The sequence below is a fragment of the Methanohalophilus levihalophilus genome (genome assembly GCF_017874375.1).
In the GTDB taxonomy this organism is placed as follows: Archaea; Halobacteriota; Methanosarcinia; order Methanosarcinales; family Methanosarcinaceae; genus Methanohalophilus; species Methanohalophilus levihalophilus.
Map to the genome: position 1 here is coordinate 213,329 of NZ_JAGGLK010000002.1, position 26,082 is coordinate 239,410.

The 26,082-nt window shown below is 44.8% G+C and carries 31 protein-coding genes and 1 tRNA gene; 22 read left to right on the forward strand and 10 right to left on the reverse strand.

Going from position 1 to position 26,082, the window contains the following annotated elements:
• The first annotated feature begins 91 nt into the window (after positions 1–91).
• Positions 92–1,459, forward strand: a complete 1,368-nt coding sequence (locus J2755_RS04690; protein WP_209680487.1) for an NAD-dependent succinate-semialdehyde dehydrogenase — start codon at positions 92–94, stop codon at positions 1,457–1,459.
• A 1-nt stretch (position 1,460) separates the two neighbouring features.
• On the forward strand, positions 1,461–3,095 hold the full coding sequence (locus J2755_RS04695) for an acetolactate synthase large subunit (RefSeq protein ID WP_209680489.1): 1,635 nt from the start codon (positions 1,461–1,463) through the stop codon (positions 3,093–3,095).
• Here the strand turns inward: J2755_RS04695 and J2755_RS04700 are convergent.
• Entirely contained in the window at positions 3,092–3,376 is a 285-nt protein-coding gene (locus J2755_RS04700) for a DUF427 domain-containing protein (RefSeq protein ID WP_209680491.1), read from the reverse strand. The genes J2755_RS04695 and J2755_RS04700 overlap by 4 nt on opposite strands.
• Before the next feature lie 86 nt (positions 3,377–3,462).
• Between J2755_RS04700 and J2755_RS04705 the strand changes: the two genes are divergently transcribed.
• The 10 genes from J2755_RS04705 to J2755_RS04750 all read left to right on the forward strand — a co-directional run bounded on the left by J2755_RS04705 (position 3,463) and on the right by J2755_RS04750 (position 11,420).
• Complete coding sequence (locus J2755_RS04705) at positions 3,463–4,272, forward strand: class I SAM-dependent methyltransferase (RefSeq protein ID WP_209680493.1); 810 nt, start codon at positions 3,463–3,465, stop codon at positions 4,270–4,272.
• A 56-nt stretch (positions 4,273–4,328) separates the two neighbouring features.
• Positions 4,329–5,747 carry a D-aminoacyl-tRNA deacylase gene (locus J2755_RS11330; RefSeq protein WP_245312705.1) on the forward strand — a complete coding sequence of 473 codons (1,419 nt, stop codon included), beginning with the start codon at positions 4,329–4,331 and terminating at the stop codon, positions 5,745–5,747.
• A 38-nt stretch (positions 5,748–5,785) separates the two neighbouring features.
• Positions 5,786–6,889, forward strand: a complete 1,104-nt coding sequence (gene ftsZ / locus J2755_RS04715) for a cell division protein FtsZ (RefSeq protein WP_209680494.1) — start codon at positions 5,786–5,788, stop codon at positions 6,887–6,889.
• A gap of 163 nt (positions 6,890–7,052) precedes the next feature.
• Positions 7,053–7,250 carry a protein translocase SEC61 complex subunit gamma gene (locus J2755_RS04720; protein ID WP_394357560.1) on the forward strand — a complete coding sequence of 66 codons (198 nt, stop codon included), beginning with the start codon at positions 7,053–7,055 and terminating at the stop codon, positions 7,248–7,250.
• A 3-nt stretch (positions 7,251–7,253) separates the two neighbouring features.
• Positions 7,254–7,718 (forward strand): transcription elongation factor Spt5, encoded by a 465-nt coding sequence (locus tag J2755_RS04725; protein ID WP_209680496.1) that lies wholly within the window; start codon positions 7,254–7,256, stop codon positions 7,716–7,718.
• Between the two features lie 35 nt (positions 7,719–7,753).
• Positions 7,754–8,239, forward strand: coding sequence for a 50S ribosomal protein L11 (locus J2755_RS04730; protein ID WP_209680497.1), 486 nt, complete (start codon positions 7,754–7,756; stop codon positions 8,237–8,239).
• 111 nt (positions 8,240–8,350) lie between these two features.
• Positions 8,351–8,992, forward strand: a complete 642-nt coding sequence (locus J2755_RS04735) for a 50S ribosomal protein L1 (RefSeq protein ID WP_209680498.1) — start codon at positions 8,351–8,353, stop codon at positions 8,990–8,992.
• A complete protein-coding gene (locus tag J2755_RS04740) occupies positions 8,989–10,020 on the forward strand; it encodes a 50S ribosomal protein L10 (RefSeq protein ID WP_209680499.1) in 1,032 nt (343 codons plus the stop codon). Before J2755_RS04735 ends, J2755_RS04740 begins: the two co-directional genes overlap by 4 nt.
• Before the next feature lie 30 nt (positions 10,021–10,050).
• Positions 10,051–10,356 (forward strand): 50S ribosomal protein P1, encoded by a 306-nt coding sequence (rpl12p, locus tag J2755_RS04745; RefSeq protein ID WP_209680501.1) that lies wholly within the window; start codon positions 10,051–10,053, stop codon positions 10,354–10,356.
• A 95-nt stretch (positions 10,357–10,451) separates the two neighbouring features.
• Positions 10,452–11,420 (forward strand): radical SAM protein, encoded by a 969-nt coding sequence (locus J2755_RS04750; protein ID WP_209680504.1) that lies wholly within the window; start codon positions 10,452–10,454, stop codon positions 11,418–11,420.
• On the opposite strand, the gene J2755_RS04755 is transcribed toward J2755_RS04750, so the two are convergent.
• Positions 11,395–12,186, reverse strand: a complete 792-nt coding sequence (locus tag J2755_RS04755; RefSeq protein WP_209680505.1) for an SAM hydrolase/SAM-dependent halogenase family protein — start codon at positions 12,184–12,186, stop codon at positions 11,395–11,397. The genes J2755_RS04750 and J2755_RS04755 overlap by 26 nt on opposite strands.
• Positions 12,187–12,351: 165 nt before the next feature.
• Between J2755_RS04755 and J2755_RS04760 the strand changes: the two genes are divergently transcribed.
• The 3 genes from J2755_RS04760 to J2755_RS04770 all read left to right on the forward strand — a co-directional run bounded on the left by J2755_RS04760 (position 12,352) and on the right by J2755_RS04770 (position 15,515).
• Positions 12,352–12,510: a hypothetical protein gene (locus tag J2755_RS04760; RefSeq protein ID WP_209680507.1), complete on the forward strand. Its 159-nt coding sequence runs from the start codon at positions 12,352–12,354 to the stop codon at positions 12,508–12,510.
• 110 nt (positions 12,511–12,620) lie between these two features.
• Positions 12,621–14,546, forward strand: a complete 1,926-nt coding sequence (locus tag J2755_RS04765; protein ID WP_209680509.1) for a sodium:solute symporter family protein — start codon at positions 12,621–12,623, stop codon at positions 14,544–14,546.
• A 66-nt stretch (positions 14,547–14,612) separates the two neighbouring features.
• Positions 14,613–15,515 (forward strand): DUF5803 family protein, encoded by a 903-nt coding sequence (locus J2755_RS04770; RefSeq protein WP_209680511.1) that lies wholly within the window; start codon positions 14,613–14,615, stop codon positions 15,513–15,515.
• 6 nt (positions 15,516–15,521) lie between these two features.
• On the opposite strand, the gene J2755_RS04775 is transcribed toward J2755_RS04770, so the two are convergent.
• From J2755_RS04775 to J2755_RS04795, 5 genes are all read right to left on the reverse strand, one after another.
• A complete protein-coding gene (locus tag J2755_RS04775) occupies positions 15,522–16,268 on the reverse strand; it encodes an MBL fold metallo-hydrolase (RefSeq protein ID WP_209680513.1) in 747 nt (248 codons plus the stop codon).
• Between the two features lie 16 nt (positions 16,269–16,284).
• A complete protein-coding gene (locus tag J2755_RS04780; protein WP_209681401.1) occupies positions 16,285–17,568 on the reverse strand; it encodes an ATP-binding protein in 1,284 nt (427 codons plus the stop codon).
• An 82-nt stretch (positions 17,569–17,650) separates the two neighbouring features.
• Entirely contained in the window at positions 17,651–18,124 is a 474-nt protein-coding gene (locus J2755_RS04785; protein ID WP_209680515.1) for a DUF5817 domain-containing protein, read from the reverse strand.
• On the reverse strand, positions 18,121–18,780 hold the full coding sequence (locus tag J2755_RS04790; protein WP_209680524.1) for an undecaprenyl diphosphate synthase family protein: 660 nt from the start codon (positions 18,778–18,780) through the stop codon (positions 18,121–18,123). The genes J2755_RS04785 and J2755_RS04790 overlap by 4 nt, the downstream gene beginning before the upstream one ends.
• Positions 18,781–18,800: 20 nt before the next feature.
• Positions 18,801–19,985 (reverse strand): redox-regulated ATPase YchF, encoded by a 1,185-nt coding sequence (locus J2755_RS04795; protein WP_209680526.1) that lies wholly within the window; start codon positions 19,983–19,985, stop codon positions 18,801–18,803.
• Between the two features lie 358 nt (positions 19,986–20,343).
• Between J2755_RS04795 and J2755_RS04800 the strand changes: the two genes are divergently transcribed.
• The 6 genes from J2755_RS04800 to J2755_RS04825 all read left to right on the forward strand — a co-directional run bounded on the left by J2755_RS04800 (position 20,344) and on the right by J2755_RS04825 (position 22,459).
• The gene (locus J2755_RS04800; protein ID WP_209680528.1) at positions 20,344–20,535 is read left to right on the forward strand and encodes a hypothetical protein; all 192 of its coding nucleotides are present in this window, start codon (positions 20,344–20,346) and stop codon (positions 20,533–20,535) included.
• A gap of 12 nt (positions 20,536–20,547) precedes the next feature.
• Positions 20,548–20,835: a type II toxin-antitoxin system RelE family toxin gene (locus J2755_RS04805; RefSeq protein WP_209680530.1), complete on the forward strand. Its 288-nt coding sequence runs from the start codon at positions 20,548–20,550 to the stop codon at positions 20,833–20,835.
• Between the two features lie 52 nt (positions 20,836–20,887).
• A tRNA-Arg gene (locus J2755_RS04810) sits at positions 20,888–20,959 on the forward strand.
• A 202-nt stretch (positions 20,960–21,161) separates the two neighbouring features.
• Positions 21,162–21,623, forward strand: coding sequence for a hypothetical protein (locus tag J2755_RS04815; protein WP_209680532.1), 462 nt, complete (start codon positions 21,162–21,164; stop codon positions 21,621–21,623).
• Positions 21,624–21,740: 117 nt separating this feature from the next.
• Positions 21,741–22,157: a hypothetical protein gene (locus tag J2755_RS04820; RefSeq protein WP_209680535.1), complete on the forward strand. Its 417-nt coding sequence runs from the start codon at positions 21,741–21,743 to the stop codon at positions 22,155–22,157.
• Positions 22,154–22,459 (forward strand): hypothetical protein, encoded by a 306-nt coding sequence (locus J2755_RS04825; protein ID WP_209680536.1) that lies wholly within the window; start codon positions 22,154–22,156, stop codon positions 22,457–22,459. Before J2755_RS04820 ends, J2755_RS04825 begins: the two co-directional genes overlap by 4 nt.
• A 2-nt stretch (positions 22,460–22,461) precedes the next feature.
• Here J2755_RS04825 and J2755_RS04830 read toward each other — a convergent pair whose 3' ends face one another.
• The 3 genes from J2755_RS04830 to J2755_RS04840 form a co-directional block, all read right to left on the reverse strand.
• Positions 22,462–22,674 carry a hypothetical protein gene (locus J2755_RS04830; RefSeq protein WP_209680538.1) on the reverse strand — a complete coding sequence of 71 codons (213 nt, stop codon included), beginning with the start codon at positions 22,672–22,674 and terminating at the stop codon, positions 22,462–22,464.
• Between the two features lie 431 nt (positions 22,675–23,105).
• A complete protein-coding gene (locus tag J2755_RS04835) occupies positions 23,106–23,261 on the reverse strand; it encodes a DUF1660 family phage protein (protein WP_209680540.1) in 156 nt (51 codons plus the stop codon).
• A 33-nt stretch (positions 23,262–23,294) separates the two neighbouring features.
• Entirely contained in the window at positions 23,295–24,182 is an 888-nt protein-coding gene (locus J2755_RS04840) for a nitroreductase family protein (RefSeq protein ID WP_342591067.1), read from the reverse strand.
• 277 nt (positions 24,183–24,459) lie between these two features.
• On the opposite strand from J2755_RS04840, the gene thsA reads away from it, so the two are divergent.
• On the forward strand, positions 24,460–26,082 hold the full coding sequence (thsA, locus tag J2755_RS04845) for a thermosome subunit alpha (protein WP_209681403.1): 1,623 nt from the start codon (positions 24,460–24,462) through the stop codon (positions 26,080–26,082).

Below are 26,082 nucleotides of genomic sequence, written 5' to 3' on the forward strand. Positions count from 1 at the left end.
CATCATTATTACTGGTGAATCAGGAGGATTTGAAAAACCCTGTGAATCAGGGTATGGGCTTGTATTCCTCCGCTTATTTGGGAGTGATTACATGAAGAAAATGGTTTCCAGGAATCCGGCAACAGGGGAAATTAATGAGGAATTTGAACTTTATTCGGGGGAAAGGATTGACCAGACATTAACAAGGGCAAGGTCCACTTTTCTTGAATGGAAAGATCTCGATATTTCAGAAAGGGCTCACCATCTCAAAATGGCAGCAGCACAGCTGAGAAAAGAGAAGGATGAACTGGGTCGCATCATAACAATTGAGATGGGAAAACCCATCAAGGAATCTGTTCCCGAAGTGGAAAAATGTGCCTGGGCTCTCGAATATTTTGCAGAAAATGCAGAAGAGTTTCTTGCTCCTGAGGCTGTGGAAACGGATGCCATGGAATCCGGGGTTTCATTTGAGCCAAAGGGAGTAATTCTCAGTATAATGCCTTGGAATTTCCCATTCTGGCAGGCTTTACGTTTTGGTGCACCGGCACTTGTCGGTGGTAACACGGTCATCCTAAAGCACGCAAGCTCAGTTCCAATGTGTGCTCTTGCAATTGAAAAAGTACTTCTGGATGCCGGGTTGCTGGAGGGTGTTTTCCAGACATTGCTCATTGACGGCAAAACCGCTTCGGAATTAATTGATAGGGATGAAATTGCAGCAGTTACTTTTACGGGGAGTCTCAACGCGGGAAGCAAGGTAGCAGAGGCTGCAGGGCGGAATATGAAAAAAGCTGTTCTTGAGTTGGGGGGCAGTGATCCATTCATAGTTCTTGATGATGCAAACGTTGAGATGGCAGCAGAGGTTGGAGTAAACAGCCGATTTTTGAATGGAGGTCAGAGTTGTATTGCAGCCAAACGGTTCATAGTCACCGAAGCAGTGGCAGATGAATTCCTGCGTGTTTTTGTAGAGTCTGCAAAGCAACTAAAAGTTGGGGATCCGATGGACCCGCAAACAGATATTGGTCCTCTGGTAAATCCGGAACAGGTTGATCTCATTGACGCTCAGGTAAAGGATGCGGTTGACAAAGGTGCCGGAACTTTGCTTGAAGGAGGCAGAATTGACAGTCCTGGTTCTTTTTACAAACCTGTTGTTCTCAGTAACGTTAACGAGAACATGCGTGTGCTGAAAGAAGAGACCTTTGGACCTGTTGCACCTATTGTAATTGTAAAGGATGAGAATGAAGCCATTCGGGTTGCCGGCAGCACTGATTTCGGCTTGGGTGCAAGCATCTGGACAGAGGATCGGGAACATGCAATGGAACTCGAAAAACACATTGAATCGGGTGTAGTGTCTGTTAATTCAATGGTTGCCTCGGATCCACGCCTGCCGTTTGGCGGAACCAAAAAGAGCGGCATCGGGCGTGAATTGTATAAATACGGACTTTATGAGTTCATGAATATTAAATCGATTAAGGTGTATTGATATGAAAGGAAGCGACCTGTTTATCAGGTGCCTGGAAAACGAAGGCGTAGAATATATTTTCGGAATTCCGGGAGAGGAAACCCTTGATTTTATGGATTCCCTATCCAGATCGGATATCGAATTTGTTGTGGTAAGGCACGAACAGTCTGCAGCATTCATGGCGGATGCATACGGGCGTTTGACAGGGAGGCCCGGTGTATGTCTTTCAACTCTGGGTCCGGGTGCTACCAATCTGATGACAGGTGTAGCGGATGCCCATCTTGACAGGGCACCTCTTGTAGCAATAACCGGACAGGGTTCCCTTGACAGGGCGTACAAGGAATCGCACCAGTTTCTGAATGTTGCAGGAATGTTCAGCAAGATAACCTCATGGAATGCAACTGTCACCGCTGCTCATCAGATTCCCGAGTTGGTGGGGAAGGCTTTTGATATAGCAACAGATATGCCAGGGGCCACGCATATTGAATTGCCTGAAGATGTTGGTGAGCAGGAAACCAATGCAATCCCTCTTGAGAAAAAATCGTATTCACATACCTGTAATTTTGAAGAAAGGGAACTGCATAAGGCGCTTGAATTGATCTCAGAAGCTTCAAAACCCTTAATCGTAGCCGGAAACGGTGTAATTCGTGAAAATGCTTCGGCTGAACTGGAAAAATTCGTAGAAGCATCAAACATGGGCGTTGTGACCACTTTCATGGGAAAGGGTGCAATCAGTGCAGACAATGAACACTTCATTGGTACCATGGGAATGTCCGAGAAAGACTACATTATGTGCGGACTGGACGCAGCAGATGTGGTTATTACCATAGGTTTTGATTCTGTTGAATACAGTCCGGATCACTGGAACATGGGTGGTGCCAAAAAAATAATTCATGTTCACAATCGTCACCCTGCGATGGAGTCAAGTTATGTCCCGGATTGCGCGCTTATCGGTTCTCTCAAAACAACTCTTGAAGCGCTGTTTCATGCAATTCCTGCTCAGGAATTCCCCAAACATTACCACAACATCAAGATTTCCATGGAAAATGGATTACTCAATTACAAGGATGATCCGTCCTTTCCGGTGAAGCCACAGCGTATTCTCTGGGAGGTTCGACAAATCCTGGACAGGGATGATATTCTCGTTAGTGATGTAGGTGCTCACAAATTATGGGTTGGGAGATTATATCCTGCCCTCGCACCCAAGACGGTATTGATGTCAAACGGACTGGCTTCCATGGGATTTGCCCTTCCCGCAGCAATAGCTTCCTGTCTTGTGCATCCGGAAAAGAAAGTCATGGCAGTTGCAGGGGATGCAGGGTTCCTTATGAACCTTCAGGATCTGGAAACCGCTGTCCGGCTGGATTGCAATCTTGTTATTGTTATCTTTGATGATTCATCCTACGGGCTTATCGAGTGGGATAGTAACCGAGAATTTGGCTCCTCTTTCGGAACGTCTTTTAAAAATCCTGATTTTGTAGGTCTTGCAAACAGTTTTGGTGCAAAAGGCATACGTGTGAGCAATGCTAACGAATTGGGCGATATACTTCAAAACGCATTTGAAGAGGGTGGTGTCTGGATAGTAGACGTTCCTGTGGATTATTCCGAAAACTTAAAACTCACAGAAATACTGGAAGGGAAGTACTGCGATATTTAATCTGTTACTTCCACACCTTTCCAGAACGCCACATGATCTTTAATTTCTGCAGCTGCAGGACTTGGTTCCGGATAATACCATCCCCCATCTTTCAGGGTTTCGCCGTTCACCGTTATGTCGTAGTAGTGTGCAAGTCCTTTCCATGGGCAACGGCTGGTAGTTTCGCTTTTTGAAAAGTATTCCATTTTAACTGAATCGGGAGGAAAATAGTGGTTACCTTCAACCATAATAGTCTCATCACTCTCTGCAATTACAACTCCATTCCACTTTGCTACGGCCATTCAAATACACTCCTGTACAATATTTGGAAGGATTGAATTAAATACTTAGCTGTTCTGACATATCTTGCATCCTAACAGGTGGCAATATGCGTGACAGAGGTTTAAGAAGTACGCTGGAGAATGCTATTCCACCCCATTTGCTTCAGGATGTTCCGAACCGTTTTGATTTTGTGGGGGATATTGCAATTGCTTCCATTCCTCAATCACTTAATGACTATCGCTTCCTGATTGCAAAGGCCATTGCAGGAAGAAGGGGTAACATCAGGACAGTTCTCAACAAAACAAGTCTGGTACAGGGTGATCATCGGGTTTCGGATTTTGAAATTATTTTAGGCGAAAGTACGGTAACAACTCACGGGGAATACAAACATCGCTACAAAATGGATGTTTCCGAAGTTTTTTTCAATAGCAGGCTAGGGTTTGAAAGACAAAGGGTGATATCACAGGTAAAGGAAGGGGAAACCATTCTTGTCCCTTTTTGCGGGGTTGGGCCCTTTGTAATTCCCGCAGCATCAAAGGGTGCGAATGTTCTTGGGATTGAAAAAAACCCTGCTGCATGTAAATGGCTTTCCGAGAATATCCGGCTAAACAATGTGCTTTCAAATGCGGATGCTGTTTGCGCTGATGTCTCAGATATACCAAATATAGTGAACACTAAATTTGACAGGATTATTGTCCCTACTCCTTATGGGATGGATTTTTTCTTTGAAATCCTTTCTCCCCTGCTTAAGAAAGAAGGCTATCTTCATTTTTATACTTTCAAGGTTGCTGAGGAAATAGACTCCACTAAAATGGATTTTATCGGGCAGGGATATGAAGTACTGTGTGTCAGAAGGTGCGGGAATGTGGCTGCAGGTGTCAGTCGATGGGCTTTTGATCTCCAAAAACACATATAATGTAAGACCTTAAGTCTAAGCTGAAAAACCGAACAAAAATACGTGGTTTGTTTCCCATGGGTAGTAATTTTGAAAATGCAGCTCCTAAAAGCACAATTGTTTGTTCGCAAGTGGATGCTGCGAGCCAGAACATCAAAAACCACTTGTTGAAACTTGATTCCTGGTCTAAATTGGAGATTGAATGTCCTGGATTTGAAGATCTGGCAGATGTTTATGAATCTGGTAAGTTCAGGCTTGTGGAAGTAGCAAAACATCACGTTTTTCAGGATGGGATTGATAGGAATCTGGAAGCCTGCGGTCTTCCTGCTAAAAATATCCTGTTTGCTTCCAAGCATAAAAGTGATGATGGAAGGCGATTACTGACTGCACATTTCACAGGAAATCCATCTGATGCAAAATATGGTGGAAAGGATGGAGAATTGGCTGTTGCATATACATCCGCTATCAAACCTATTATATCTGAATTGGCAAAATATTCGGAAAACCTTGGTTATCAGGTCTCGATGGAATCCACTCACCACGGGCCGACGGATCTGAACGTTCCCTCAATTTATGTCGAAATTGGGAGCGGTCCTGAGCAATGGGATGATCCGGATGCCGGTGAGGCAGTTGCTAAAGCTATTTTATCATTTACTCCTCAAGACATGCCTGTAGCATTGGGATTTGGAGGAGGACACTATGCTGTCAGGCAATCAGAAATCCTTATGAACAACAGTGTGGCATTCGGGCATAACTTCCCGTCATACCATCTTGAAAACCTGAGTGAATCCCTGTTTCTTCAGGCAATAGAAAAGTCCGGTGCTGATTTTGTTTATATGGATCGCAAATCCATGTCAGTTGCTGAAAAATCGAAAATAGAAGAGTTGTCGAAGAAAAACGGATTCCTGATGTTGCGTGAAAGTGATATTAATGGACTGGAGGGTGTTTCATGGGACTTTTTCAGAGAAGTTTTTGAAGGAGTTGAGAAGGTTGAATCTGGTTCATCTCCACATATTTCTACACATCTGAGGAATATGCTTGATAAGAATTTAATTTCCGATTTTGGAAGTTTTGATACGATAATGATTGACCCTCGACTCATACACCTTACCTGGAAAAATGATTCTGACACCTTCATTGAATGGCTTGACAATCTTCCTCTGGTATGGCTTGAAAAGGATAATGGAACTCTTTCAGGTTTCTTTTTTGTCTGGAAATCTGATGCAGGAGTTTTATTGGACGAAATAGTAAATGAATGCATTAAAATACTAAAAGAACATTATGAAATTGAGTATATTCCAGGCAAATCCATGCTCTATCTATCCGAAAAAAGGTTTAATCCTTACCTTGCAGAGGAGCTTGGAATTCCCAAAGGTCCTTTATATGGGAAACTTTCAAAGGGAATTCCAGTTGAGGTGGATGGGAATATTGTCGGCCCGGAAATGGTTCATGAAAAAGTAACAAAAGAACTCTTGCTTGACAGCAGAGTCATCTAATCTCATGATTATCTTTTGGTCGTGGAGGAAAATACATTATGAAATCCATAGTTGAAGAGGCTTTAGCGCGATCGGCAGAAGAGAGGCGTGTCCATACAGCAACACCTGAGCAGGTGGATGTGAATGCAGAGATTGAGGCTGTGTTGCGGGAAATGCACACGAACATAAAGGTAATTGGATGCGGTGGCGGCGGCTCTAACAGCGTTCAGCGTATGGCTGATGAAGGTATCAAGGGCGCAGAGCTGGTTGCCATAAACACCGATGCGCAACATCTTCTCAATGTAAACTCCGATAAGAAAGTCCTTATCGGTAAGAAGAAGACACGTGGATTGGGTGCGGGCAGTCTCCCTCAGATTGGCGAAGATGCAGCTCTGGAGAACATTGATGAACTCAGTGCAATAGTAGAAGGCACTGATATGATTTTTATTACGGCAGGTCTTGGTGGAGGGACCGGTACAGGCTCCGCTCCGGTTGTTGCAGAAGCTTCCCGTGATGCAGGCGCTTTGACCATTGCTGTTGTAACTCTTCCTTTTGCAGTGGAAGGTGAAGTAAGAAGAACAAATGCAGAAGCAGGATTGGAAAGACTCAGGGACGTAGCAGACACTGTTATTGTTGTTCCAAACGACAAACTCCTTGAAGTTGTACCACGTCTTCCTCTTCAGGCAGCATTCAAGGTTTCCGACGAAGTTCTTATGCGCGCCGTTAAAGGCATCACTGAACTGATTACCAAGCCGGGTCTTGTTAACCTTGACTTTGCCGATGTTCGCACTGTAATGCAGAACGGTGGCGTTGCAATGATCGGTCTGGGTGAAGCAGACGGCGAAAGCAAGGCAGTTGAATCTGTGCAGAAAGCACTTCGCAGCCCTCTTCTCGATGTGGACATCTCCGGTGCAACATCTGCCCTGGTAAATGTAGTGGGTGGACAGGACATGACCATTGCGGAAGCGGAAAGTGTTGTACAGGAAGTCTACAGTCGCATTGATCCAGGTGCAAGACTCATTTGGGGTGCTCAGGTAGATCCTGATCTGGAACACAGTGTACGCACCATGATTGTTGTAACAGGTGTGAAATCACCTCAGATTTACGGTCACGGAAGTGCCAAAAACGTAACTCGAAGATATGGAATTGATTTTGTAAGATGAGAAGAGCCCACGACCCTCTTCTCTTCTTCTAAGCTATTTCGTGTGGGTGGAAAAGTTTTTTAATCTTTAAGTTGTTTGAAGGGCGCTATAGTTTTATATCATAATTGAACTGTAAGTATCCCCGTATCACAATATACCGGTTGTGAATATTTTGGCAGGAAATATACTTGAATCAGCAAAAGGAAATGGCAGCATCAGCCAGACTCTCAAATCCTACTTCAGGGTTCTCAAGCTGTCCCGGAAACCTACCCGGGAAGAGTTCTTGATGATCTCAAAAGTAGCAGGTGCAGGAATCCTCATTATCGGGTTCGTTGGGTTTGTAGTGTACGTGCTGTTAACTGAATTACCTAAATGGGTGTAAGTCATGAGTGACGATGCCGCTATATTTGTAGTAAAGACTACTGCAAATCAGGAACGTTCAGTTGCAGGCATGCTGGCACAGACCGCACGCAAGGAAAACCTTGATCTCCGTGCAATTCTGGCCCCGGATGAGCTGAAAGGCTATGTGCTTGTAGAAGCTCCTGATTCCGGAGTTGTGGAATTGGCAATTCAGACCGTTCCACATGCAAGAGCAGTTGTAAAGGGACAATCCAGTCTGGCGGAAATCATGCATTTCCTGACTCCAAAACCAACTGTCACCGGTATAACGGAAGGTGCAATTATCGAAGTTACTTCCGGTCCGTTCAAGGGAGAAAAAGCCCGTGTTAAGCGTGTGGATGAAGGGCATGAGGAAATCACAGTCGAGCTGTTTGATGCAGTGGTTCCAATTCCCATTACAATTCGCGGAGATACGGTAAGAATTCTCAGGAAAGAGGAAGAAGATTCCTGATTTTAAATTTATCAAACTAAAAAGGTGATTATTCAATGTCAAGCGTTGTTGAAGCCCTGGTTCCAGGCGGAAAAGCAAATCCAGGACCACCACTTGGTCCAGCTTTAGGTCCGCTAGGTGTTAACATCAAAGATGTTGTTGATGCTATCAATGAGAAGACAAAAGATTACAATGGAATGCAGGTTCCTGTAAAAGTAATCGTAGATGACGATAAGAATGTAGAGATCGAGGTTGGTACTCCACCAACAGCTGCATTGATCAAGCAGGAAATTGGTATTGAAAAAGGCTCAGGTGAGCCACATGTCAACATTGTTGGTGACATCACAATTCCACAAGTTGCAAAGATCGCCCGCATGAAAAAGGACGACCTGTTGTCCTACGATCTTAAGGCCGCAGTCAAGGAAGTAATTGGTACCTGTGTACCAATGGGTGTTACCGCTGAAGGTATGAAACCTCAGGAATGCCAGAAAGCCATTGATGAAGGCAAATTTGATGATGCATTGGCAGCTGAATCCTGGTGATTCACTGCCCCTTAACCGATAGCTTTAAAATAAATAGCTCTCTATTTGAGAGCCCTTACAGTATGATCCGTAGGAGACCTTTGAGGTCTATCGAACTACGGGAGGTACAGAATGGTAGAAGAAACTATACTGGACGCCGTAAATAAGTTATTTGAGGAGTCCCCGCAGCGCAAGTTCCCTGAAAGTGTTGACCTTGCAATTAACTTAAAAAATATCGATCTGAGCCAGCCTAAAAACCGTGTGGATGAAGAAATTATGCTTCCCAACGGTCGTGGCAGGGATATCAAGATCGGTGTTTTCGCAAAAGGTGAGGTTGGGCTTCAGGCCAAAGAGGCTGGCTGTGAATACGTTTTCTCCGAAGAAGATCTTGAAGAGCTTGGAGAAGACAAAGCCAAGGCAAGAGCAATTGCCAATGAATGCGACTTCTTTATTGCAGAAGTGCAGTACATGCCTTTGATTGGTAAGAGCCTGGGTGTTGTGTTGGGTCCAAGAGGAAAAATGCCAATTCCTCTCCCCCCTGGTAAGGACGTAGTAGAACTTATCAATTCCTCAAGAAACTCAATTCGTATCCGTTCCAAGGATAAGATGACCTTCCACGTGGCAGTTGGAAGGAGGGACATGGATGCGGAAAAAGTCGCAGAGAACATTGAAACAGTTGTAAGTAGGGTTGAACATTCTCTTGAAAAGGGTATACATAACCTCAAGTCAGTTTATGTTACAACCACTATGGGCAAATCCGTGAGGGTGGCATGATGGAAGCAGTTCATCACAGTGAACACATCCCACAATGGAAGAAGAAGGAAATTGAGGATATTAAGGAACTTATTAATTCCTATCCACTGTTCGGCATTGTTGGTGTCGGCGGGATTCCTGCAAAACAGCTTCAGTCCATGAGGAGAGTTCTAAAAGACCTCGCGGTAGTCAAAGTTTCAAGGAACACTCTCATAAAGAGAGCACTTGAAGAATCTGCTCAGGAATGTGCAGATATGGTTGATTTCCTTGAGGAACAATCAGCTCTCGTTTTCACAAATGAGAATCCTTTCAAGCTTTACAAATTACTTGAAGGCAGCAAGACTCCTTCTCCAATAAAGGCAGGTGCAGTGGCACCAAATGACATTGAAGTTGAGAAGGGACCAACAAGCTTCCCGCCAGGACCAATTCTCGGTGATCTGCAAAGTGCAGGCATCCCCGCAGCTATTGATGGTGGAAGTGTGGTCATCAGTCAGGACAAAGTCGTGGCAGCAAAAGGAGATGTAGTTTCCCAGAAACTCGCATCCATGCTTACAAGACTGGAGATTTATCCTGTAGAAGTAGGTCTTGACCTCAGGGCAGTGTTTGAGGAAGGCTCAATTTTTGGTCCGGATGTACTTGCCATTGATGAAGATAAATACTTCTCTGATATTGCAATGGCAGCTCAGCAGGCATTCAACCTCGCTGTTAACATGGCATATCCGACAGATGCTACAATCAGCACTCTCATTTCAAAAGCCGCTTCAGAGGCAAAGAACCTCGGTATCAACGCCGCAGTCATGGAACCAGAACTTATGGATTCCCTCCTTTCCAAGGCACAGTCACAAATGCTTTCCCTTGCATCTGCTGTAGCAGGCAAGGATGCAAACGCTGTGGACGAGGAATTAAGTTCCGCACTTGGTGCAGCAGCACAGAGTGCAGCAGCAGCACCTGCAGCAGTTGAAGAAGCTCCTGCAGAAGAGGCTGAGGAAGAAAAGGAAGAAGAATCCGAAGAGGAAGGAATGGCCGGTCTCGGTGCACTCTTTGGTTAAAATTTGATATTAATTAATTAGGTGATTTAAATGGAATACATATATGCAGCACTTTTACTCCACAACGCAGAAAAGGAGATTACAGAAGAAACAGTAACTGCTGTTCTCACAGCAGCAGGTATCGATGTAGATGACGCACGTGCAAAAGCACTCGTTGCAGCTCTTGATGGCGTAGACATCGAAGAAGCAATGGCAACCGCAGCAGTCGCAGCAGCTCCAGCAGCCGCAGCAGCACCTGCAGCAGAAGAAGCTCCAGCAGCAGAAGAAGCTGCTGAAGAAGAAGCTGCTGAAGAAGAAGAGAGCGGCATGGCCGGTCTCGGTGCACTCTTTGGCTAAATTTGATACCTGTGTCCGCAAATGCGGACACCACTCTTTCTTTTTTTGTTTCTTAAGGGCTTAACTTATCTGTTTTCAAAACCAAATGGCAACCAATGTCTAATTTCAATACTGCGGTTCGTGCTTTATGGCAGATGCGAATACGCAAGCGTCCGTTTGTCCTGTCACATGGAATCAATTCAACCTGCAACATGCAATGCAGTTTTTGTGATTACTGGCGCGAAGAAAAGCAGGAAATGACGGTTGAAGAAATCTTTTCCATGCTGGATGATGCAAAAGACTTTGGAATTGGAGTTTACAATGCATGGACTGTCGAACCTTTAATGAGATCCGAGTTGCCTGAAATTCTTGAATATGCTCACTCCCTGGAACTGAAAACTTCTCTTGTGACTAACGGCCTTTTGCTGAAAAAGCGAATTTCGGAACTTACTGATCTTGATTATCTCTCAGTTTCTGTCGACGGGATTGAAACTTACCGTGACTCCAGGGGTGTGGATTTTTCCCGGATTCTCCCCGGAATTGAAGAAGCTGTATCCACTTTTGAAAAACATGTTCTCTTAAACTGTGTCATAAGCAACAGGAATATTCATGAACTTCGTGATCTTGTGCTCCTAGCAGATGATCTTGGGGCCATGATTTCCTTTGAACCTATGTATGAATTTTCCAGCATTGAGGATAATGTGTGGGATAAAATCGGAGTTCGGGACAAAAACCAGCATAGGATGGCAGTTGACGATCTAATTCATATGAAAGAGGCCGGCTATCCTATCATAAATTCAAAGACATATCTTCAGATGGTCAGAGATATGAGGCCTAAATGGAAATGCCATGCTCCGAACATTCTCATCGGGGTATCACAGGAGGGTATGGTCTATACTTGCAGGGTCCACCGAGAACCTCTGGCCGATATTCGTGACGGGCTCGAAAATGTCTGGAAGCAATGGGGTAAACAGATGCAAGAGAAAGCATCTTCATGCGAAGGATGCCTCTTTTTCGGATATGCAGAAAACAGTATGATGTACCGTTTTAACCCGGAAGTCATTCGTCATTACGAGTGGATGTAACCTTTCGAAGACAGATTTCCGGATGACCTGAGATCGAAAGCCTTTCTGCAGCATTTCCCATGCTGACTGCGATTTCAAGAAACCCATGACTTCCAACTAAAGCAACTGTTTCTTCGGGGGTCGCATTCGCATAGGTTTCTACAAACCTGATTTCATTTCCTTCAAGTTCAAGGATATCTCCGGATTCTACAATATTATGCAATAATCGGGCAGGAATGCTTGTTACGATATTTCCGAAGTCATCCACATAATTGACTTTGCCCCTCATAGATTCGACTTTAACCCTGGCTTCTTCAATGTGGAGGCAAACATAACAGTCACTTGGTTTGGCCAGTTCTTCCGGTTTTTTGCCGGAGGCCAGGTATGCACCAACCGGTGCAAACACATCCCTGCCATGGAACGTGGGTGATATTTCCGGAAAGAGCTTATCAACCTGAATTATCCATACTTTCATTTTTCCACATCTGTGGGCTGCAGGAATCATTAAACCATTGTCCGGTCCAACAAAATAATGCCCTCCTGCTTCCAGTATGAGCGCCTTTCGGAGAGTCCCGACTCCGGGATCCACCACTGCCACATGGACTGTCCTTTTCGGAAAAAGGTGGGCTGTATTGTACAGTGCAAATGCCCCTGACAGAATATCTCCCTGCGGGATAGTGTGTGAAATATCGACGATTGTAGCCTCTTCACAAATATCCAGTATTACGGCTTTCATGGATGCCGGATACAAAGTCCCAAAATCTGTTGTCAGGGTAATGGTAGCCATTAGTAAACAATTGATTTTTAAGATTATTACCGTTTTTGCTATCTTCCATTTAGTGAAATTAGGGCCTCTTCTTGAAAGCATTAGAAATTATTTATTGATTTCACAATAATATTAGAAGAATACAGTTTTATACTAACATGCAGGTTTTAGGGGCGGGGAGTACTAGTGAATTCTACATATGTATTTATAATTGCATTAATTTGCGTTGAACTGACGTTTCTTGCATGTCTGGATTGTGTTTCAAACGGGAACTATGGCATAGGATTCCTTTTTCTGATTGGAGCCATGGTGTTTGCATTCATGTTCCCGGCAATTGCTGATTAAACTCCTTTGAATCCTCACACAATTGAATGCCCTAAGCCTTCATTTTTGGAGTAAGTATATATAGTGCATTTCCTTTAGTAGCAGCATTCACTCAATTGAGGGATTTACTAATGGATGCATATCAATTATTTCTCATATTGCTTGCACTCTATCTGGGTGTACTGGTCGCCATTGGTTGGTACTTTACAAAACGGCAGAAGACCGTTACTGACTTCTGGCTCGCAGGAAGAAGGATTGGCACAATAGGTGTCGGATTTTCTTCCGCTGCATCGTGGTTGACCGCAGGAGGTATTCTTGCGGTAATTGGTTTCTTCATGCTTTTGGGCATGGGTTCCATCTGGGGATTTGTTGCCCCGAACATTTTAGCCCTTTTGATTATCGCCATCTTTGTCAAGAGATTCAAGAATCTCCCGGCTATCACTCAACCGGAATTGCTTGAACAGCGTTACAGTTCAGCAATTAGGGCACCTGTGGGAATTATTATCGCTATTGTCATGATCCTTTTTGCAGTAGCCGATATCAAAGGTTTTGCACTGGTTCTCCAGATATTCTACGGCCTGGATCCAATCTATGCAGCATTAATTGTCGCCCTGGCAGTCTCTGTTTATGTGACTCTTGGCGGACTACATGCTGTTGTCTGGACTGACGTAATGCAGTTCGTATTCCTTGTACTCTTAACAATTGCAATAGCTATTGTTTCAGTAGGTGCTGCAACAGGTGGTGTCGGAGCTCCGGCAGATGCAGCAGAACTCTTCTCTTCAGTACCCTCGAATTGGTGGAATCCGATAAGTATCGGTATCCCGATGGTGCTAATTTTCATCTTCGCAATCATTCCGGGATGGATTACTGAACAGGATCCATGGCAGAAAGTCTGGGCGGCCAAAGATGTGAAATCTGCTCGCAATGGTTTGTTAATTGGTTCCCTTCTGGTAACCATTGTCTTCGCAGCATGTGCGGTAATAGCCATTGCTTTGAGTTCGATTTATCCTGAAATTCCGGCGTCCTTTGGGGAAATCGGAATGGGCGCCATGGCACAGGCAGAGCCGGCGATGCTTGTATTCATAATTTCGTATTTCTCCCCGGCAATAGTTGCATTATGTTCTATTGGTCTTGTAGCAGCTGCGATGTCTTCAGCTGATACCTTTGCAACTTCCGGTGCGTCATCCCTTTCAAGGGATATTTACCAGCGTTTCATCAAACCGGATGCCACAATGAAGGAAATGCTTGTCATAAACCGTGTCTGTGTCCTGATTATTATCGCCGCAGCTACAATAGGATCATTCCTTATTGACGGTATTATTGAAGCAATCCACATTGCGACTTTCATCGCCAGCGCATCATATTTCTTCCCTCTCATGGGAGGTCTCTACTGGAAGCGTGCAACAAAGCAGGGTGCTATGGCAGGATTGATTGTGGGTGCAGTGGTTCAGATTTCCCTTGTGGCCTATGATCTTTACATGACACCACCATTCGCCACAGCACACCTTGAAACCATCCATCCTATCCTGATGAGTCACGGTGTTATCGTGGGAATGGCTCTCAGCGGTATTGCTTTCTTTGGCGTATCCCTCGCAACAAAACGCTCAAGCAGTGTTAACCTTGCTCCGTTCTTCAAGGATGAGGCAGAAAACCTTGCTGCAGAAGAAGCAAAAGCTGTGGATGCAGATAGCCCTGATTTCCAGACATTCGTTACAACAATCGATGAACAGGCTGTCGGGGAACGTGCTCATTTGCATGTAAGAATGGAAAGTTCTGCATCACTTAACTGGAAGAGATTTGTTGAAGCACTTCACACCACTTATCCTGCATGGGTTACATCCACTGGTATTGATTCCATTTACAGGCTTGTCCAGGCTGACATGCTTGCCTGTGTTTCAATTACCCGGGGTAACAACGACAAGGAAATCTGGTTTGCATCAGAACCAAATGTAAACGACATCGAACTCCAGAAGAAGGAACTATTTGTTGCCTACAATGAAGTATCCCAGGCTCTTGAGAGCATCGGGATATTCATCAGCATTCCTGAAAACAAGTAATGTTACAATGCCTCCTTAATTAAGGGGGCGTTATCTTTTTTACATAGGTTAACTGTGATGAATACAATGGATAGCAAAGCTTTTTGCATTATTCTTGTGGTACTTTTTTCCGTTCTTTTTGCAAGTGGATGCATTGATGAACTTGTGGCCGTTCAGGAGGATGGACCTGTAAATGTTTCCGTTTACGAAATCGTATACAACGGGAAAGAAGCGAATGCAACCACATTTAATGAAACAACCTTTTTCCTGACAAAGGATGGCTTTGCAACAGGTGTTTATGCTCTGGATAACGCTTCTTCTATTGAAATTATCCCGATGGAGGATCTCACCAATCCCGGGGAAGATCCCATTTCCGAGATAGTAATAATTGCTGAAGACTCCGGCAATGTGACTGATGTTGAGGAGACTTTGAGACAGTTGTCTCTACGAGAAGAAGCTACAGATCTCAATTTCACAATTGAAGAGGTTGTGGAAAGAGGACAAAAGTCGCAGGTAATCGATTTTAATAAATCAATTACGGGATTTGTTGCATTTAAGGTGAACGTGCCGCTAGGGCAGGATTTCATTTACATGCCAACACATGATTCAGTGGTGAGAATAGTTCTTCCTGCAGGTTATACCACAGGCAATCCTTTCATAGGCAAAGTCCAACCCGAGGTCAATTTCACGTATCATGATGAAAACGACAGGCAGGTTCTTGGATGGATAGATCTTCACAGGGAACCGTCCTCATTGCTGCCTGCGGATCTCTTTAACCGAAGCGGCGTAGATTCCGATGAAAGTCCGGTGGAATACCATCCGGTAATTCTCAAATTCTATACCACTTCCGCACCTCTGGGGTTGTTAGTGGGAACTACTATTCTCAGCATAGCAACTTTGATTGTAGCCTTAAATTATGCTTCAACCAGGCGCAAGCTCGAAGAGAAACGTATGGAAATAGAGAACATGGATGCCCGGAAAAAGGATTGAAGTTATTCAAACTTCAAACTGCATTCCGTCATATCCCAAAGGAAAATCCTTGCTTGCTTCCTCATGAGGCTTGAAATAGTGGCTCAGGTGCGTTAAAACAATATTTTTCGCCTGGATGCGTTCCCCGAGTTCCATGGCCTGTATGGCATCCATGTGTTTTTTGATATGAAATTTGGTTAGATCCGGTACAATTGCGTCGGCGATGAGAAGATCCGGTCTGTCCATTACTTCAAGGCTCTTTTCCGGGAACAAGCTTTCGCAATCACCGGTGAAAACGACTTTCCTCTCCCCTTCCTGTATTACCACACCGATAGGGTTTTTGGAAGGTCTGTGCCTTACCCCGAAAAGTGTGAACTTGAGGCCAATGAGTTCAAATGGTTCATACAAAGCGATGTCGTGTCTGCTGGGTCCCAGGAATGAAAGGTAATCGATGATATAGTCAAGGGTTTCCGTAACTCCGTAGACATCAACTTTACGTTGTACCCGATGGAATTCTGCAAATCCTGTAAAATGATCATAGTGACCATGTGTCCAGATTACCCCGTCAACATGCTCCACTCCGATTTTCAGTAGCTGTGCACGGAGATCCGGGCCTGTGTCGACTAATACCTTGCCAGTTTCACTTTCTACAAGCAGGGAACTCCTGAGTCTCTGACTCTTTGTTCCCTTCCGGGCGTCATTGCATGTGGGGCAATGGCATCCAATAATCGGGGTTCCGGGAGCATCACCGGTTCCCAGTAAAGTAATTTTCATAAACTTTCCCCGGTTTTCAGGTAAAATTGCGGCTTATGTATTCATCAGATTTGATGATTGCCCGTGCATTGAAGATTTCAATCGCGTCAAGGAGGTCTTCCTGTGTTAGTTCGGTTCTCTCCTCAAGAAGTGCAGACAGGACACTTTCCCGAATAATCATCCTGAGGTCGGAGCCTGTATACCCTTCGGTGAGTTCTGCAATTTCTTCAGTATCCATTTTACCCTTAATCTTACGGGTGACAATGTCAAGGATTTCCTTCCTCATTTCAAGGTCTGGCAACGGGAATTCCATGATTTCATCGAAACGCCTCCACGCAGCCGAATCAAGCATGTGCGGGTGATTGGTGGCGGCTATCAGCAGAACGCCGTCGTTTGTGAGACTAATACTGTCAATGGCCTTCAGGAGAGTGTTAACCGCTCTTTTGAGTGCGGCATGTTCGTCGGAGGTACGGGTTTTTGCGATGAAGTCAAATTCATCAATGAACAGGATACAGGGATTGAGTCTTCTCGCCAGTTCGAAAACCCTGTCTATGTTCTTGGCCGTTTCCCCGAGATACTGGTCGGTTATCATTGAAAGCTTGACTTCAACAAAGGGGACTGCCAGTTTTTCGGAAAGTGCTCTTGCAACCGATGTTTTCCCGGTACCTGGAGCTCCGACCAGAAGTACCTTCCCGACGTCATATAGGCCTATTTCCCTCAGGTAATCCCTGTATGTTATGGCCTTGACAATCTTTTCCACTTTTTCTTCCTGCTTGGAAGTCAGGACAAGCTCACTAAGCGGCTGTATGATGTCCTCGGGAGCGATGAGGTGGGCGAGTTTGAGCATATCTTCCCCGCCTTCTTCCTGACTGATCCTTTCCTGCAGGGATTCCAGCCATTCCCTGTCCACTTCCTTGGGTCGGGTGAATTCAAGGGCTGCATTATAATCTGCGTGCTCATGTTCACGTTTTTCAAAATAATATGCGAGAATGGGGTTGTTGTTGATTCGTTCTATTGAATCTTCCTGTTTTTCAAACCAGTCTGCAGCTACGTCAAAAGACGTGAGTTTTAATTTGTATCCTACGTCATCGATTTCAAGGAACGGAATACCCTGTACCGCAGCTTTTTGGTTTTCTATCCCGTAGAGTTTTTCCAGATCCGAGAGCGATACTTTCACGGGTTTTGGAACGCCTTTGTATTGCTTGTTCCAGTAGTTTTTCCTGATATCGCGAGGCAGACTGTTTTCATCCAATTCCTTGTGATCGTTATAGACGCTGGTCGTGAGCAGTAGTTCAACGATGTCGAGACGACTTTCTGACATATTCAAATTATCTCCGGTTTTGTGACAAGTATTTCGATCCATACTGGTACGCTTTTTTTTTAGATATATTTTGTGCACCAAATCAGGCCCGGCGGAAAAATCCGTTTTTAGGTTCGTAGATATGACCGGATTCAAGCAATTTGCGTAATGTTGTCTCGAATTTTTCCTCACCAAGCCCCAGTTTACCGGCGCTGCTTTTCAGCTCTTCGTGGGATATGTTTCCCTTTTCGGGGATATTTGAGAGAACAATTTCCAGAGGTTTTCTCGGTCGGGTGACGTCATCTGCTTTCTCTTTGATTTTTGATTCGTCAACTTCAACCGTCGAGATAATGCTGGCAGTGCCCTTACCGACAAGCGATGCCTGCAACTTTGTTCTTGCGAGAATTGCTTCCTCAAGATCGGTTGAATTGTGGAATTGTCTCAGTTTTCTAAACTTAAGATTTGCACCACAGTTCTGGCAGCGTATGGTTTTTTGTCCTGTATCTTCTACTATCTGGGACTGTATCCGGCATTTCGGGCAGACTACGACCACGTAATGCTTTTCCCAGTCGCTCATTTCCCGTATCTCCTCTGCCGGTTCTGGAAGTCACGCATTATTCTGAGGAGGTCAATTTTCCTCAGGCTTTCCCAGTTGACATCGGTAAAAAATAACTCTGCGTATACGGATTGCCAGATAAGGAAATCGGAAAGATGTTTTCCCCCTGCACGTATGATTAGATCAGGCTCTGTCCGGATCGTGAGATTATCCTCTATGGATTTTTCGGTGATTTCGTCCGGCTGTAGCTCGCCGACCTCGACTTTTTTAAGGATGGCCCTGACAGCATGTGTCAGTTCCCTTTTCCCGCCGAATCCCACAAGGATGTTGATTAAAGGCTTCTCATTCCCGTTCTTTGCCACAAGAGTGCCTTTGTCGTTGTAAATCGCATATTCCGTTTTCAGGGACATGCCGGCAAACATCTGTCGCAGGGTTTCTGCGAGCTTGCCTGCCATTTCTTCCTGCAGTTGGGGTTCGATGTCCAGAACATCGATGTAAGTGCTTATCTCGGTAACTCCGAGTTTTGAACTCCAGTTGACGAAATCCCTTAGTTTGGATACTCCGTTTCTGCTCAGGATGTCGGTTTCCGCCAGTACAAGGGCAACATGTTCGGGAATTGCCCTTCCCGGTTTCATGACCGTGTTTTGCAGACGTTTTTCATAGATTTTCCTGAGCATGGCGGATTACTCCGGGACGCTTAACGGGCAGTTGATACGATTTTAATTACGTCCCCGTCCTGCAATTCGTGTTTTTCCCCGAGTCTCATTTTCGTACGGCCATCGACGGCGTAGAGGAATGCCTTCCCGATGTCGGTGTGGACGCGGTAGGCAAGATCATGGGCGGTTGATCCGCGTTTCATGAGATAGGCGTCAGGAAGCATGTTCTCGTTCTTGTCCGTCCAGTGGCTCTCATCCTCCACAGGGTAGACGACAATCAGGTCGAGTAATTCAAAAACGGCTTTGTTGATGCATTCCTGAACTCCGCAACCGGCCGGTTTGTGGGATTGCATGAATGCCTTGAGGCTTTCAAGTCCTTTCTTCTGCTTGTCATCGAGGTCTTCGGAGATGATGTTGAAATCCTCGTTTCCGGGGATGTAATCGATAATTTCATGTTTTGCGGCATTACGCAGGGCAAGTTCGGCTGCAGCACTTGTGGGAACCACTATTAAGTCGAGCTCGCGGAGCTTTTTCACGTTTTCAGGAGGTGCGACATCCATCTTGTTGGCTGCGATCATGAGGGGTTTGCTTAGTATCCGTATTATTTCGCAGAGTTCGCAGAGCTGGTTTTCTTCCCATTTCTCATAGTTGTCATCCTTGTACTGGCAGAGGGCTTCGTGCACATCAGCCTCGCAGACGCCGGCTCCCATGAGCTGCTCGGCGATTGCCTGCTCGGGTTTGAGTCCTTCGGCTTTGATTTTACGGGCGAGCCTGAGCCAGTTGCGGTTCAGGATGCCTGCCATCCACATGGTGATTTCCCGGTTGAGGAAGTCAATGTCACCAAGGGGGTCGTGGCTGCCGATGTCTCCGGGGTTGCCTTCGATATCCGTGCCCCCGGAGGCGTCGATTACGTGGATGATTGCCTGTGCCTGGCGCAGTTCATCAAGGAAAGCATTGCCCAATCCCCGGCCCTTGTGGGCGTCAGGGACAAGTCCTGCAACATCGATAATTTCGATAGGTACGTAGCGCACGCCATCATTGCATTTCCCGCAGGGTTTGCCTTTTTCGGTGCATGGGCAGTCCGTGCGCACATAGGTTACACCACGGTTGGCGTTGATGGTTGTGAATGGATAATTTGCGATTTCCACATCGGCCAGTGTGGCGGCTTTAAAAAACGTTGATTTTCCGGCGTTAGGCTTGCCGGCAAGGCCTATGGTCATTGTCATGCTAATCCCTCATACTCTACAGGCATTTAATTTTTATCTTGTGGCTCTGCAGAAACTCCCCGATTATTCAAACACGACAAGTTTAACCACAGAGAACACAGAGCTCTCAGAGGATTTTGCAGTCTCCCTCCGTGCTCTCTGTGACCTGCACGCCTCACAGGCGTAGAAGGCACTCAACTCCACAGGAGGTGAGTGTGCTCTGTGTTTTTTAGCTATGTTTCTTCTGCAATTACCAATCCCTATAATTTGATTATAAGTAGTTATGAATTACTAATAAAAACTTATAAGAACTAATAATATAATAGTTTCATATTCATCTGATTTCGATGAAACAGATGTATCCCGAAAGGTGATTTCCATGTCTGATGCAACTACAATACCAACAACAAAAGATATCAGGGACCGGCTGAAAACCTACGGCCAAAAAGGAGATACTTACAGCGATATCCTGAACCGTCTCATGGATTGTGCTGACAGGGATGAATTCATGGATCGGATGTACCGCCGGCTGGAAGACAAGGATCAGTTTGTTTCGCTCGATAACATTTGAGCGTGATCCGGCATGCACTATAATATAAGCATTCACAGGGACGTGCAGAAGTATCTGAACGCACTTGATTCCGGCACAAAGAGCCGGCTTGTGGAAGGCTTAAGGCAACTAAAAAACGATCCGCTTTCCCGTGATGTCAAAAAATTGAAGGGGACAAAGGGCAGGCAAGACTTGTATCGTCTCCGAATAGGCGATTATCGTGCTATCTTCTCCATTGAGGATGACAACGTTTACATCCTTGAAATCATGCTACGTAAGGGTATGGCTGGATTGAGCGCCTCTTTGTCCTCTAATGAATGAAGCCTTCACCAGCAAGCTTTATATCTGAAAAACATGTACAACATCAAAGCGTGTCCCGGTAGGGTAGCGGATATCCTTGAAGCCTGCGGAGCTTTAGACCCGAGTTCAAGTCTCGGTCGGGACGCTTTATTCTCTTCTTTTGTTTAATCGTTTTCAGTTAGTTTTGCTGCAATTGTTAGTACATACTATTTTATTTTCGTCTATCCAATTCTTTATTTACAGAATTATGCTGTCAAAATAGATTTGATGCTCAAAGTTAGGTTGCAAGTCTGGGAAAATTTATAAAGCGTTCAAAGAAAATACTATTAGTTCTCTAGGGGTTAATTATGAATTCAAAAGCTTTGACATTGGAAGAGCGCGTTAAACATATAGAATGGACATTGGTATCTTTTATCCTCTTCATCGTGTCCTATAATGCATTGGTCAATCCTGAAATAATACCCTCGTATTATGGGAACTATGGAATAACTATCTATCTTGCAATTTTTTTGGTTTCATTGACTATACTAATATGGCATATTGTTTTTGTAACTTCTTCAGTGGTCTTCGACACAAGTGAGAGAACAGCTAATTTTGTTGAAAACAATCGAAAACCTGTTTTCATTGCGTTAATTTTTCTCATTGCTGTCCTTGGCATCTATGCTTTTAAATTGACTATGGATCAGTTTGATTTGTCTTCAAAAGAGATTGCTCAAGCCGTCCTAGCGGGTTTGCCTCTATTAGCAGTAGCAAATGCTAAAAAAGTAGCTGTTTGGATGAGGAAGCATCTTTCAGAAACTAAGACTTAAGAGAGCTTTCACCGGCATTTTGGGCAATGAATGATTAGGCTTCATTTTGCTTTCTATTCCGTATCTGAATCTCACACCCCATCACCTATAAATCCCTCCCAACACAAACAAAATATCATGGAACATTGGCTATACCCTGCAAACACAAAATACTACGACGTCCTGGGTGCGTTTGGTGAGAAAGAGACCTACTGGCCTGTAAATTCCAAGGTGTCCGTTGGGGATGTGCTCTACATTTACCTGGCTGCTCCTTACAAGCAAATCGGTTTTGTTTGTGAGGTGCTGGAGATTGGATATGATGCCGAGGACATCATGGACGAGGTTAGTGCTTTCATCAAAAAATCGGATTCGGGGAAGAAGCACACAAAACCATTCATGAAAGTGAAAGTGTCTTCTGCCGTTGAGATTAAGGAAGACTCTCCGGTGAACTATTATTATCTCAAGGAGAACGGGCTCAATGGCATGCTCATGGGTCCCCGCAAACTCGAGAACAATCCACCCCTTCTAAAATACATACAGGAGAATTTGGCATGACATACGATGAAGCAGTTTACAAGCTCCTGCTTGAAGACGGGGTTGAAGAATCCACGATGATGAAAAACGCCTGTCTGCGATACAAAGGCGACTTCATGGGAATGATGTGGGAAAAGGAAGATGTTCTTGTCATCAAGGTTTCTCCTGAAAGGGTTAATGAATTGATTGCCGAAGGCAAGGGTCAGGAATTCAATCTCACGAAGAAGCGCTTTAAGGAATGGGTGATGATTCCTATAGAATTCGAAGATGAGTACGAATCACTCATTTACGAAGCACTGGAGTATGCAAAAAGCAAGAACTAAGCTTAGAGCCTGCTAATCATGTAAGCCGAAAGCGCTACAATCACGATAGCTATAATCACTGCACTGATCAAAAACCGCCCTACCAGTGACTTCCCGGTTTTCAGCACAAGTCCCCGCAGGATGAGTGCAAGGACGACAATGATTATAATGCCTCCGAGTTCGGGGCGGAATCCGAACATTTCGTACATTATTTCGGAAGGGCTGACGGGATTCATAGGTAAAAGATATTAGGATTATTATATATATTTATACATTTTTGAATTGTATTCATTTTTGGCTGGATTTAGATCCATGTTTGGAACATTTTTGCTCGTTTAAAGGACGTCTGGTACGTCTTTTAGGTGAGGTTATAATACTCATACTAATTATCTATAGTAAAATATATATTATAAGTTTTTAATATTATATTATGGTGGTACTTTAGTGAAGTGAACGTGTGGAGGTATGACGGTATGAGGTATGGAATATCAGTATCGGATCTAAGGAACGCAACGGCCACCGCTACGGCGCTTGCCATGCTTTATTATGCATTGTGGTATTTTGTTCCGATACTATAAGGGATAATGTAAAAGCTGCGGATACGCTGTTATCCGTACACTTATCTCCCTTTTGAAAACGTCTTACTAATCCTGTTTTTCCGGATTTGTCAGAAAAAATCGTCGCCCTTTTTCGCAATGACTTCTTTCTTCCTCTCCCCGCAACGTTTGCAAATGTAATGTTGCTCCCGGACGTTTGAGGAATATTGCGAAAATCCTCCAGCCTTCTCCCACTTATGCAGTCCCAGTTTACACAGCAATTTCATGGTATTTTACTCCTTCAGGCCCTTTTTTGAATCTCACATCCATTTTATTGCGGGGGGCTTCCTCTCGATCCAGTACCTGTATTCAAGCTCCGGGTAACCCACTGCAAGTCCTGTATAAATCCTATGGTTGCTAGGCAGTGACAACAGTTCCGGTATCCTTTTGTCCCGCTTGCAGGCTCCCATCACATATCCGGTGAAAAAGCTGCCAAGTCCTAAACTGTGTGCCATAAGCATCGCATTCTGTGTCGCAACAAGCGCATTTGCTTCTGCTGAAATGGCATCTCTTTTCCCGTGGAATAATATCAGGGCAGGAGCCTCATGCAATATCGAATCTTCTCCCTTGTTTGCTTCACTCACGATTCTTACAAAATTAGGAAGAAGCTCCAATGCCCCTGCAATTTCATCATGGGATAATTTGAGCAACAGATTTTTTGTAATCGGATTGTTGAGCTGGCCCACAATCTTTGACAGGTAGCTTATTGTTATTTCCACAATAGCTTCCAGTTTTTCCCGATCCCAAATGACAATAAATTCTGTACTCTGTGAATTATGCGCGCTTGGAGCATACCGGGCACCTTCGATTATCTTCTCCAGCATCTCTTTTTCAACAGATTTATTCTGGAAAGCTCTCACAGAGCGCCGGGTTTTAAGCAACTTAAGCACTTCTTCTGCAGGTAGCCGTTCCTTTTCAAAAAGATGCAAACTATCTTCCGGAAAAGCAGAATGACTTATGGCTTCAGTGGGGCAGATGCTGACACAATGTCCACAACTAATGCACAGCCTTTCAAAGAAAACCTTAGGTGTTTCATCGGAATCCTCGCTAAAATAAACGTTTTCCGGACAGCATTTCACACAGGAATTGCAATGTATGCATAAGTCGGGATTAATTGTTATTGTTGGAATCTGATGTCCTCCCCAAATCTTTTATACTTATTATGTATCGTATCAATCCTAAATGTTTTACGTGTCAGGGCTTTTCAAGCACCGGGCTTAATTGAGTCGGTTTGATGTTCCGATGGGGATTCAAACCCCGATAGCACTATTTTCTTTGCATGCATGAAAGGTTTGGGCACGAGCAATACTTATATAGAAGTTCATTCATCTACAACGAACAGACCATGCTCCCGAAGGGTGTCAGGTCAGTACGATAACAATCACTATATTACGCGATTCAGGAGGTCAGAATTTGGCAGGATATATGGCTGGACAGCCAATTTACATTTTAGCAGACGGAAGCAGAGTAACACGTGGCAGGGATGCACAGAGCAACAACATCCTCGCAGGAAAAGCCGTGGCAAATGCTGTACGCACAACCCTCGGTCCAAAAGGCATGGACAAGATGCTTGTGGACGGCATGGGTGACGTTGTAATTACCAACGACGGTGCAACCATTCTCAAGGAAATGGATATCGAGCACCCTGCAGCAAAAATGATCGTGGAAGTTTCCAAGACCCAGGACGCACAGGTCGGCGACGGAACCACATCCGCTTCAATTATTGCGGGCGCACTTCTCGAAAAGGCTGAAGAGCTCACCAACAAAGGTGTTCACCCAACAATCATCTCAAACGGTTACAGGGAAGCATCCAAGAAAGCTATCAAGATTCTCAACGACATCGCAATTTCAGTTTCCCCTGATGACATCGCAGCACTGAAAAAGATTGCAGCAACTGCAATTACCGGTAAAGGTGCTGAGAGCTACAAGGACAAACTTTCCGAGCTCACCGTCGATGCAGTAAAACTCATTGTCGAGGAAACCGATGACGGAATCGTGGCTGATGTAACAAACATCAAAGTGGAAAAGCAGGCAGGAGCCAGCATCAAGGAATCCCATATTGTAGAAGGCCTTGTTATTGACAAGGTGCGCAGCCACCCCAACATGCCTGAGAAAATCGAAGATGCAAAGATCCTCGCGCTCAGCATTCCAATCGAATTCCGCAAGACTGAAATGGATGCGGAAATCAAGATTACTTCTCCAGAACAGATGCAGATGTTCCTTGATCAGGAAGAGAAAATGGTCAAGGAAATGGCTGACAAGATTATTGCAAGCGGTGCAAATGTTGTTTTCACCCAGAAAGGCATTGATGACCTTGCACAGTACTACCTTGAAAAGGCAGGCGTCTATGCTGTCAGAAGGATAAAGAAGAGCGACATCAAGAGAATCTGTGAATCAACCGGTGCTACCGACATTCAGGATCTCGATGAAATCACTCCTGCAGATCTTGGTGAAGCTGCACTTGTAGAAGAGCGCGACATCAAGGGCATCAAGATGACCTATGTCACAGGCTGCAAGGAAAAGAAGGCAGTTACTGTGATTCTCCACGGTGGTACCGAGCACGTCGTGGCCACTCTCCAGCACGCAATGGATGATGCACTTCATGTTGTAAGTGTAGCACTGGAAGACGGCAATGTTGTTGCCGGTGGGGGATCTCCTGAAGTCGAGTTATCCCTGCGTCTCAATGAATACGCAGCAAGTCTCAAGGGAAGGCAGCAGCTTGCAGTAAGCAAGTTTGCCGAAGCACTTGAAACCATTCCTGAAACCCTTGCTGAGAACTCAGGATTTGATCCAATAGACAAACTTGTTGAACTTCGCTCACAGCACGAGGAAGGCAACAAGAACGCAGGTCTTAATGTTTATACAGGTAAAATAATTGACATGTGGGAGGCAGATGTTATTGAACCACTCCGTGTCAAGACACAGGCAATCCAGTCTGCAACCGAAGCAGCTGTCATGATCATGAGGATTGATGACGTTGTTGCAGCTTCTCCAAATCCTGCAGGCCCTACCCCTGAAATGCCTGACATGGGCGATATGGAAATGTGA